Below are 10,394 nucleotides of genomic sequence, written 5' to 3'. Positions count from 1 at the left end.
CCCCCTGGTAGGAGCCGCTTTAAGCGGCGAGCCATGAAAAGATCGCGTCCTACTTGTGAACAGCTTTTCTAGTTTATAACTAGTTTAGGTAGGCTTTAAGCATCCACACCAGCTTTTCCTGCTCTTTGATGTAGTCACTCATGAGGGCTGCTGTCCCTTCGTCTTCAGCGTCTCCTGCTTGTGCTAATATCTCGCGCTGCATTGAAATAAGCGTTGTATAGCCATCTAGCAGTGTTTCTAAAGCTTGTGTACCGTCGCTGATACCTTTGGCTTCATCGATCTTGCTGGTTTCCAAGTAATCTGAAAAAGCATGTAGCGGATTCCCTTCAATCGTCAGAATACGCTCTGCAATTTCATCTACTTTCTCGAGTAGTAGTGTGTAGATTTCTTCAAATTTCAGGTGTAACTCAAAAAACTCACGACCTTTGATATTCCAGTGAAGACCTCGGGCATTCATATATTGAATTTGATAACTGCTTAACAAGGTGTTGAGAGAAGTTACTAAAGCTTGGCTTTTATCTTTGTCTAAACCGATAGAATTAATGTTTGTCATGCGATGCTCCTTGTTGATTTACAGTTAGTATGGCGCAACCCTGTGGGATTGCCCAATGATTAAAATCAAAGTGTTTAATCGAAAAAATCAATCATTAGAATAAAAACATATTAAATATTAATACAATATGACGTTGGGATAGTCGTACGAAAAAACAAGCTAAGAAGCTAAAAAAACCTATTTAATGCAGTTGTAAGACATAGCGGCTGCTAGAGAACTGGCTAGATAAGGAGATAATGTAATGTGATATTAAAAACAATGAGTTACCTCACTTCTTATCCAAACCTAAGGTTATTTAGTGGCTTGAAGTTAGGAGCGTATCGAGGGAATAAAGCCTGCCAACTTTGCCCAAAATAGGAGAAAGACTGAGTGAAATTTGATCCAAAACAAAGGTTTAAGGGGGTGTGCATTTTGGCGTTTTTAAAATTGATTTAGGTCAAAATATCACCGTTACATAAGCGCATAATTATTTCATCAAGACACGAAAATAAAGTGTCTCACTACTTGAGGAAATGAGTATGAAAGGCAAAACACAGTCCGAACATAAAATGGAAATCGTGGTCGTTGTTATCGCTTTAGTGGCTTTTGTTGTTGGATTAGTTGGTCACTTAGCTGGTGCAAGTATCGCGAATTCAGATACCTTTGGTTATATCGCTGCACCAGTACCTCTATTGGTTGGCCTGATCGCAGTGATAGCTTACAAAGTGGCTGCTAGTGCTGAGCATTAAGGCTTCTCAAGCAGCGCACAAATGTAATCCATAACCGCACGGGAATATATTAAGCTGGTGTGGCTGAGATGAAACACCTTATGCTCGGCCATGCCGTTAAGCTTTGTCTCTTCTAGCAATACCGTTCCGTCAGATTGACTACCTTTTTGTAGTAAGGGCATGAGCCCGATTGGTAAGTCACCTGCGATACTATATAGCTTGGCTTCAAAGGGCCAATCTTGGTTGCTAGAGAGTAAAAATTCCACACTGTTTTTTAACAGTAGCTCCAGTCCTTTGTCATGCATATGTTTGGCAATGGTACTGCCCTTATGTGGTGTTCCAAGTGTCACCACTTTTTTTACTTGCTTACTCGCTGCGGAGCCTCGCTCAAGATAAGCACGAGCGACTAATCCGCCCATTGAATGGCAAACGAGCGCAGCAGGGCTGTCGGCAATAAAGCGATCTATCGACGCGCAGATTTCATCAATATTCGGCGTGAGCGTGTTGTAACTCAAATTAAGTATGCGATAACCAGATTTTCCCAATCTTGCACTGAGTGGTTTCATCACAAAGCCAGACATATATAAGCCGTGCAATACAACAATGCACTCAACTTGTTTGGTCGCGCTAATATCGAATGGAACAGGAGAGTGGTTCATGTCGCTCCTTAAAACGTGAATACCTCAGAACCTAGCCTGAGTGTATCACCCTCACTTGAATACTTGATGTATAAATCGGACCAAATAAATAAATTATTTATCGTCTTAGGCGTGCGATTAGTCGAATTGCCATTCGTGCTTGTAGTCATATCGAAAGCCAACCGAAATAGAATCCATATCCACTTGATTATCAAAAGACTTATTTAAATACTCAAGGTGTACTCGAAGTGGAGGTGTAGGAAGCCACTCAAGCGTTAGGTTATAGCCATCATAACTTTGATTAAGTGGGTCGTGGCGATAGTAACCATCATCAAAGTTAAAGTACCCCGTTTTCAACTTGTAGTGTTTGGCAAGCTGGTAAGCAAAAGAAACATCAAAAGTATGCCCTTGTCTTGAGTCCAAGGCACCGACGCGCTCATAATCCTTATCCTGATAGGCCATTGCAGCATAAAAACGTGGGGTAAATTCATATGCGAGTGATCCAGCCCAAATCTGATTTTCACCAATCGCTTGTTCATTGTCATATACGTCGTTTTGTTGATAAGTAATGGCAGCGTGAAGACCTGCTTGGTCGTAACTTAATCCGGTATTGAATAGGTCGGTTTGATTATCGCCTTTGTCACCATTGAACTGACCAGCAGCGATAAAGGTCATCGGTCCAAAGCTATATCTGTAGGTCACCAAGTTGTCGACGAAGAAGATGCTTTCAGGGTCGTAGGCAAAGGGACTACTCGCATGATTAAAAATATCAACGTATTCAGCAATAAATAGGTACTGAGCGGGCCTTTGCTTGCCAATGCCAAAACGCCCAAAAGGAGTGCCTAGTGCTGTATAAGCGCGGCGCGACTTGCCAAAGTTCCCCTCGTTTGCGAGGTCAATACCCCATTCACCATGTAGTTCTGCCTGCCATCCGGGCATAAATTCATGGGTGACCTTAATTCCAGCATGAGATAAGGCATCGCGGACATCCCAATTACTCTCGCTGTCCTCATTGATCAAACCGAGTGTCGGTCGCACTGTTGCATAGGTATTGAGCGTTGTTTTTGGTGAAAAAGCAGTAACACTTACAGGGTCTGACTGTGACGCTTGCTGAGTTTCCGGTGCGGGTTTTTGCGCTTGTGGCTGTGCATTTTGTGCCATAAATCGTGCTTTTAGTTCTGCCAGTTGGTTTTCAAGGTTTTGAATATCAGCCATAGTGACAGGGCGATTGGTGGCCAAAGTGACAGATGATGTCAGTAAACAGGCAAGGCCAATTAGAGTGGTTGAGGTATTTAAGGTAAAATGCATGGTTTTTACTTCGCTCAGTTGCCATTAATCGAATTATAGACAACACTTTCGATATTCGAACGCTTTTTGTTCAGGTTGTTGAAATATGAAGATCCGCACTAAGTTTTCTGTGGCATCTGCCATCGTGATCCTGTTGATCATCTCTATCACGACGTTATCTACTTATTGGTTTGTTAGTAACTCGGTAAAAGCGAAAACACACGCTTATGTGACGGACAGCACACAACTGCTAGCGGTAAGTATTGAAAACTGGTTAGCGGCCAAAGCCAATCAAATTGCTGTGATTAAAAGCCAGCTCGAGCAAGATTTCAGCGATGATAATTTCCAAAAGTTGCTTAATACCCCAGTGTTAAAGCAAGAGTTTTTACTCGCTTTTGGCACCTTAGCCACAGAAACTGGGCTCAGATCGAACAATCCTGCCCGTAAAAATCCCCCTGGCGTAGACTTCAGAGAGCGAGCTTGGTATCAGCTTGGTAAAAACCAAAATAAAACGGTTTACACCAGCCCATATACGGACGCGGCGACAGGAGAGTTATTACTATCTGTGGTATCTCCTGTTGTAGCGGAAGGTCGGTTTAAAGGCGTGATTGGTGGCGACTTAAGTCTTAAAACCATTGCCAGCAGTGTTAATCAAGTTAACTTCGACAATACTGGGTATGCGTTTTTAGTCGACAAATCGGGTAATGTGATTTCACATCAAGATGTCGCTCTCAATGGCAAAAAGCTACAGCAAGTGTATGCTAATTTGCGCTTAGATAATATTGATCAACTCCAAGAAGTGGATACCAAAGATGGTAGCAGGTTGTTCTATTTACACTCTTTAGACAATACCTTTGGCACCGATTGGTATTTAGCGGTGCTCATAGACAAAGCCAAAGCCTATAAAACCTTAACGGAAATTACCCTCAACTCGTTAGTTATTGCTATTTTGGCTGTGTTTATCGGTGTGTTATGTGTAAGAACATTAGCTATCCATCTGTTGAAACCACTTAATGATTTAGAGTCAGCGATTACGGGAATGGCAAGTGGAGGAGGAGATCTTACGAAACGATTAAAAATCGTAAATGAGGATGAGTGCGGAACGGTAGCGCGGCAATTCAATTTGTTTTTGGGCTTTTTACATGGCCTTGTGAGCAGCGTTAAAGAGCGCGCCGACGATGTGGTTATTAGCAGTGATGCAGCTAAGGAATTGTCGACTCAATCATCTAAAAAGTTGGACCAACAGGTAAGCTTAATTGAAAACCTTGCCACGGCAATGAACGAAATGAGTACAACTTCAACGGAGATAGCCGGCAATGCCCAGCAGGCGGCAAGTTCTATCACTTCGGTCAATGAGAAAACTTCAGAAGGGCGTGATATCTTTTTCCAAGCTCGAGGGCAGATCAACGCCTTGGCAGATGACATCACCGCATCTTACGAGCTCAGCACGCAACTGGCTGAATACAGTCAGAGCATTGAAAATATTTTGTCCGTGATTAACGGCATTGCGGAGCAAACTAACCTATTGGCATTAAACGCTGCTATTGAAGCTGCAAGAGCAGGTGAGCAAGGACGCGGATTTGCCGTTGTTGCCGACGAAGTTCGCTCATTGGCATCCAAAACGCAAGAATCTACGACTGAAATCAAATCCATGATAGATCAAATCCAAGTATCTTCCACGCAAGTTCAGCAGGCCATGGGGAGTAGTCGAGACAAAACCCAGCTATGTGTCTCACAAACTGAGCAAGCAACTGAAATGCTTGAAGAAATCTCAGAGGCCGTCAAAGAGCTGATGGACCGTAATATTCAAATTGCGACCGCCATCGAGGAGCAAAGTGTCGTGATTGAAGAAATAAATAAAAACACTATACATATCAATGATATTAGCGTGGAAGTTGGCCACTTCTCAGGCAAGCAATACAGCGCCAGTGAAGAGCTTGCTAACAATGCCCATGAGCAAGAAACGTTACTGTCTAAGTTTACTTTGTGAGCTGAGCTTTAAAGTATTAGTTAACCTGAGATTGGGATAAAAAAGAGCTAATCAATTGTTTTTTAAAGCATATTAAATTGGTTTATAAAAGGGATAAATTAGCTTTGCTGTGGAAGCTACAAAAAGTAAGGCTTTTTACAAGTCGTATCGACATCTCACCTCATAAGCAGCTTTTGAATCGTCGTGCTAACAAAGCCATTAACCCAATGCTTTTAATTTATAGTAGAATAACCTCTTTAGTGACGTGGTACTGCTGCTGTATTAAAAGCGCTTAGTACCCTATGTTGTATCCTACACTTATCAATCTCTTTGAATTGGTGTCGTCTTGGCTTTGGTAAGTGTTGAAAAATATACAACATATGAGCTTTTAAAGTTAATTAATACAGGTGGTTAGAATGGCAATACAGTGGTTCCCGGGGCATATGAACAAGGCGCGCAATGAGATCAAAGAGATCATGCCGCAAATGGATGTCATTATTGAAGTACTGGATGCGCGTATTCCCTACAGTAGTGAGAACCCAATGGTATCTGCGCTTCGTGGTGATAAGCCTGTTATCAAAATTATGAACAAGGCTGACCTTGCCGATCCTGAACTAACTAAGCAGTGGATGGAATATTTTGAGCGTGAGAGCGGCGTAAAAGCGCTGGCGTTTGGTCATGATAAGGCAAATGAAGTGCAGCGTATTAATGCGCTTTGTAAAAAGCTTGCGCCGCACAAAGTTGGCCAAGATAAGCAGCTTAAAGCCATGATAATGGGTATTCCAAATGTGGGTAAATCAACACTCATTAATACATTAGCAGGGCGCATTGTTGCAAAAACGGGTAATGAGCCAGCGGTTACTAAGGCGCAGCAACGCATCAAACTCGACGATGGCATTATGCTGTACGATACGCCGGGTATGTTGTGGCCAAAAGTAGAGAATGAAAACTCTGGCTATCGTTTGGCTGCAACGGGCGCTATTCGTGATACCGCTATTAACTATGAAGAAGTGGCGAGTTACACCGCTGAATATCTCTTAAGTGCATACCCTGCGCTTTTAAAAGCACGTTATAAGATTGACGAGTTGCCGGATTGTGACTGGACCTTTATTGAAATGGCCGGTCGTAAGCGTGGATGCGTAAAAGGTGGTAATCAGGTTGATACGCATAAAATGTCAGAGATCCTTATCAATGAATTACGCGATGCTATTATTGGCCGTATTACCATGGAAACACCACACATGCGTGAAGCAGAAGAAGAAATGGTGGCTGAGCTGAGAGCGCAGGCTGAGGCTAAAAAGGCGGCGCGAGAGGAAGAAAAGCGTCAACGCCGCGCACGAGCACGCAAAAATCGCCGTTAAGCGGCGAATTTGGTTTGATTTCTTCCTTGTTTGGCTTGGTAAAGCGCGGCATCGGCGCGCTTTATAAAGCCGTCTTCAGATTCATCAATATGGTATTGAGCAGCACCAATACTAACAGTCACTTTCACTTCACATTCTGCTTGTTCTAGCGCGGCATGGATCTTCTCTGCAATGGCTAAGCCCTGATCTAAATTTGTTTTTGGTAACAACACCATAAACTCTTCACCACCCCAACGGCATAACATTCCGCGGTTGCCAATTTGGCGTTTACATACAGCGGCAAAGCATTGCAGCACTCTATCTCCAATCACATGACCATGTTGATCGTTCACTTGCTTAAAATGATCGATATCCATCATCAACATCGCAACCGGCGTGGATTGATTGCGTGCTTTTGCAAGGTGGTGCTGTAACTGTGGCTCAAAGGCTTGGCGATTAAAAGAGTCGGTTAGCTTGTCATATGTTGCCATTTTTTCGAGACGTTTTTGATAATGATTAAAAGTCAGTTGTGCAACGGCCAATATCAGTATAGTAACAAGGCTTCCAACCCATAAATTGGTAGTTAGAATATCATCGATGCCGCTGGATTTATCAATACTTTGCTCCACAATTAAATACCAACCTATGCTTTCTAAATAGCGAGAATGGATAAACTCTGCGTGGGCATCGGTTTCTTGTCGAAATTGATACTCAGCTTGATTCAGAAGCGACGCTGCTTGCGTTGGAAAGCGGTCATGGATACTGGTGCCAGATAGAGCATTATCGTTAAAGAATAACAATCGGCCTTTATGGTCGATAAAATAGAGCTTGCGAGCATAGCTATTTTCGTATTGTTCAATTAAGCGATGTAAGTCGGCTAATAGAATTCCTACACCAACTACGCCAATCACACTGTCATTATGTATTACCTTATGATTGACATACACAATGGCTTCGTTGTTATCTCGTGGATCTATATCTACATTTAGTGCGTACTCGGTGTCACGGTGTAAGCTTTCTCGATACCAATCATTTTGTTTTGCACGGATATCCAGCTGCTCAGTTTTGCCGTTAAAGTGATAATAAGTAAGGCTGTTATCGTCGACCAAAAAGCTGGTTTTTGCGTGATGCAAGGTGCGTGTATCTTCTAAATAGCTGAAGATTACCTCAGGGTCTTTGTGCTCTGATAATAACCAGCGCTTAATAAAGATGTTATGGGCCATTTGCTGAGAGACAACAATGGGCGCTTGTAGGCGCTTTTGCAAGTCTAAATCAATGAGGTGACTGGTAAGAGGTAGTGCATCGTCGCTGATCCCTTTGTACAGAGATTGTTTAGCATGCTCGATACTGATCCAGCTGGTGAAAATAAATCCAACTAACAGTAGCAGGCTTAACAACATATTGTAGCGATAGCGTCGAGCGTTCATATTATTGTTATCTTTCGAAAAATAAAATAATACTGGCTTTGGGAACAGAAAACGATTACAGCACATTACATTCACAAGAGGGGGAGGCATAAAAAAAGCCCTGAGCAGGGCTTTTTGATTTCATATCTACCGTCACCGATATGAGCAATGTAGCAAGTAATGGTTGCCAGTGACACGCATCAAGGGGCGTTGTAGCACGTCACCGACAACACGATTCAGGGTCGAATCAACAGAGAACATGTGTTCTTGTTGATATTGATTATCAATTAGATTTAACCTGGCGTCAATAGCTTTTTGAAAATAATTCTCATTAATGTTTGTCGAATTTGGGGCATAAAAAAAGCCCTGAGCAGGGCTTTTTAAGTTCATATCTACCGTCACCGATATGAGCAATGTAGCAAGTAAATTGTGAGAATAAACTTAGTCAGGTTTAGGGGTGACTGAGTTCAGTTTATTCAAGCCTTATACGTAGGCCAGACGTGTTTCAGGGTCAAGAAACAAACTAGAGTACTTCAGCCAAATTCGTGAGTACATCAGGTAAATAGCGCTTTACCAATATTTACGCTTCTTACTAAGTTGGCTAACAACACGTTTCCGTCTTGTTGATATTGATTATCAATTAGATCTAACTATGAGTCAATACTTTTTTGAAAATAATTCTCATTAATGTTTTGAACCTTGCTAGACGTAAAGTTCAGGCATAAAAAAGCCCTGAGCAGGGCTTTTTGATTTCATATCTACCGTCACCGATATGAGCAATGTAGCAAGTAAAAAGTGGCGTTAGCGCTTAAATACGAGGAGCAATGCAAGTGCCAGCTAACGACCGAGGTAGTTATGGATACCAGCCCAGTTTCGGGTCAAGAAACTATTGTAATAACAAGTTGAGCCGTCACTCTCGCCTTGTTGAGATTGATTATCAGTTAGATTTAAGCTCCTGTCAACAGTCTTTTTGAAAATAATTCTTATTTAGATCTAAGTGGTTGTAATTTGTTCGTTTTTTAATTAATTGAAGTGGTTGTATACAGGAGGTAATAATAAGTTGAGCGGTGTGCGCACAGACTTGAACCTTTGAGTGAGATGATAGGTCAAGATTTAAGTCTATAAATCATGCTTTATTATTAACATCTCCGTTCTTTTTTTGCCTAACTCGTTATTACATCTTACTTTTTGTGGCTTTATGTTCATTTTGGTCATGATTTTTATGAGCAAAAAGCGTTTTAGTCAATTTAATCAACTTATCTCCGCAATCTATAGTTAATTGTGGGTTAACAATAAGCTCTTACTTGATAGCAGGTTGTAGTCGCTAGTCACAATACGTTTAAGACAAATGAGTACAGAGCAATGAAAACAATATTAAAACCAATTGCTGCAATGTTACTAGTTGCAGTAACTGCTAGTCCCGTTTTAGCACAACAAGATGAGCCTTTAGCTAGTAAGGTTGCTAAGCTAAAGGAGCAAGTAAAGAAGTTGCAATCTAACAAATCATTCAATTTAGAGTTTGGTGGTCGGGTTCAGCTCGATTTTAATCACTTTAGTGGGGCATACAGCGCCGATAATAATGGTGATGCCGCCAGCGACTTTTTTCCTCGCCGCATTCGTACCTATGTGGAGAGTGATCAAGGGGACTGGGAGCACAAGTTATTACTAGACTTCGCTGAAGGTGATGCCGAGATAGTGACGGTTAGGGTGCGTTATACCGGTTGGAAAAACGGTCCGCGTTTTCAGTTCGGCAAACTAAGAGAAGATATTACGCTTAACGCATTAACCAGTAGCAAACACATCAACACCGTAGAGCGCAGCTCCGTCGCTGATACTTTCTCTCCTTACTTCCGTTGGGGCGCATCTGCCTATCAATATTTCAAAGACTCTGGCTTTCGCTATGCTGTTGGGGTTTACAAAAACGACGCGTTTGGCGCATCGGGACGTGATCAAGATGATAGATTAGCTTTAGCGTATTCAGGACGTTTGACTTGGTCACAGCACAGCCCGGGCAACACATTACACCTTGGTGGTTGGGGCTCTTACCGTGATATGGGTGGCGCTACGCTTGGCAATCGCCTTGCTCGTGGTGAGGTCCGTGAAGCAAAAGTTCGTCTTGTCGATTATGCCGCAGGTGGTGAGACTGCTGCGTTAGATAGTATGTCGCAAGTCGGCTTGGAGCTGGCCTATCAACACAAGTCTTTTATGCTTGAAGCGGAATATGCCACTCGTAGTCTAGATACCCTTGATCCTACTTCGGTATTAGATGGCGCTGATATTTCTGGTTATCACCTATCTCTTAGTTACTGTAACTCCCCCAAAAAATGAAACAGTTCATAAGTAGAATTTTCCATTAACTAAAATAGGAAAATTTACGATGAGAAAAAGCAAGTTCACCGAAACCCAAATTGTCAGCATGATCAAAGAAGCTGAGGCGGGTATTCCTGTTCCAGAAATCTGCCGCAAACATGGTATCGGCCAAAGTACGTTTTAT

9 protein-coding genes are annotated in these 10,394 nt (G+C 42.3%); 5 read left to right on the top strand and 4 right to left on the bottom strand.

All coding sequences use genetic code 11. From position 1 onward, the window contains the following. Positions 1-79: 79 nt before the first annotated feature. Complete coding sequence (locus tag CEX98_RS16120; protein ID WP_099643055.1) at positions 80-553, bottom strand: Dps family protein; 474 nt, start codon at positions 551-553, stop codon at positions 80-82. A gap of 518 nt (positions 554-1,071) precedes the next feature. Between CEX98_RS16120 and CEX98_RS16115 the strand changes: the two genes are divergently transcribed. After that, on the top strand, positions 1,072-1,281 hold the full coding sequence (locus CEX98_RS16115; protein WP_099643054.1) for a hypothetical protein: 210 nt from the start codon (positions 1,072-1,074) through the stop codon (positions 1,279-1,281). Here CEX98_RS16115 and CEX98_RS16110 read toward each other — a convergent pair. Both CEX98_RS16110 and CEX98_RS16105 read right to left on the bottom strand, forming a co-directional pair. Further along, on the bottom strand, positions 1,278-1,919 hold the full coding sequence (locus CEX98_RS16110) for a DUF7379 domain-containing protein (RefSeq protein ID WP_099643053.1): 642 nt from the start codon (positions 1,917-1,919) through the stop codon (positions 1,278-1,280). The two genes, CEX98_RS16115 and CEX98_RS16110, sit on opposite strands and share 4 nt — an antisense overlap. Before the next feature lie 117 nt (positions 1,920-2,036). Next, a complete protein-coding gene (locus tag CEX98_RS16105) occupies positions 2,037-3,206 on the bottom strand; it encodes a porin (protein ID WP_099643052.1) in 1,170 nt (389 codons plus the stop codon). 85 nt (positions 3,207-3,291) lie between these two features. On the opposite strand from CEX98_RS16105, the gene CEX98_RS16100 reads away from it, so the two are divergent. Then, positions 3,292-5,175, top strand: a complete 1,884-nt coding sequence (locus CEX98_RS16100) for a methyl-accepting chemotaxis protein (RefSeq protein ID WP_099643051.1) — start codon at positions 3,292-3,294, stop codon at positions 5,173-5,175. 395 nt (positions 5,176-5,570) lie between these two features. After that, complete coding sequence (ylqF, locus tag CEX98_RS16095; protein WP_099643050.1) at positions 5,571-6,515, top strand: ribosome biogenesis GTPase YlqF; 945 nt, start codon at positions 5,571-5,573, stop codon at positions 6,513-6,515. Here ylqF and CEX98_RS16090 read toward each other — a convergent pair. Further along, positions 6,512-7,921 carry a sensor domain-containing diguanylate cyclase gene (locus CEX98_RS16090; protein ID WP_099643049.1) on the bottom strand — a complete coding sequence of 470 codons (1,410 nt, stop codon included), beginning with the start codon at positions 7,919-7,921 and terminating at the stop codon, positions 6,512-6,514. The two genes, ylqF and CEX98_RS16090, sit on opposite strands and share 4 nt — an antisense overlap. Positions 7,922-9,262: 1,341 nt before the next feature. On the opposite strand from CEX98_RS16090, the gene CEX98_RS16080 reads away from it, so the two are divergent. Beyond that, positions 9,263-10,228 (top strand): porin, encoded by a 966-nt coding sequence (locus CEX98_RS16080; RefSeq protein WP_431520164.1) that lies wholly within the window; start codon positions 9,263-9,265, stop codon positions 10,226-10,228. Positions 10,229-10,277: 49 nt separating this feature from the next. Further along, the coding region (locus tag CEX98_RS16075; protein ID WP_143484349.1) for a transposase at positions 10,278-10,394 on the top strand (117 nt) is incomplete at its 3' end.

Source organism: Pseudoalteromonas piscicida, from assembly GCF_002744175.1.
Classification (GTDB): domain Bacteria; phylum Pseudomonadota; class Gammaproteobacteria; order Enterobacterales; family Alteromonadaceae; genus Pseudoalteromonas; species Pseudoalteromonas piscicida_B.
This window is presented reverse-complemented; position numbering and strand designations above follow the sequence as displayed.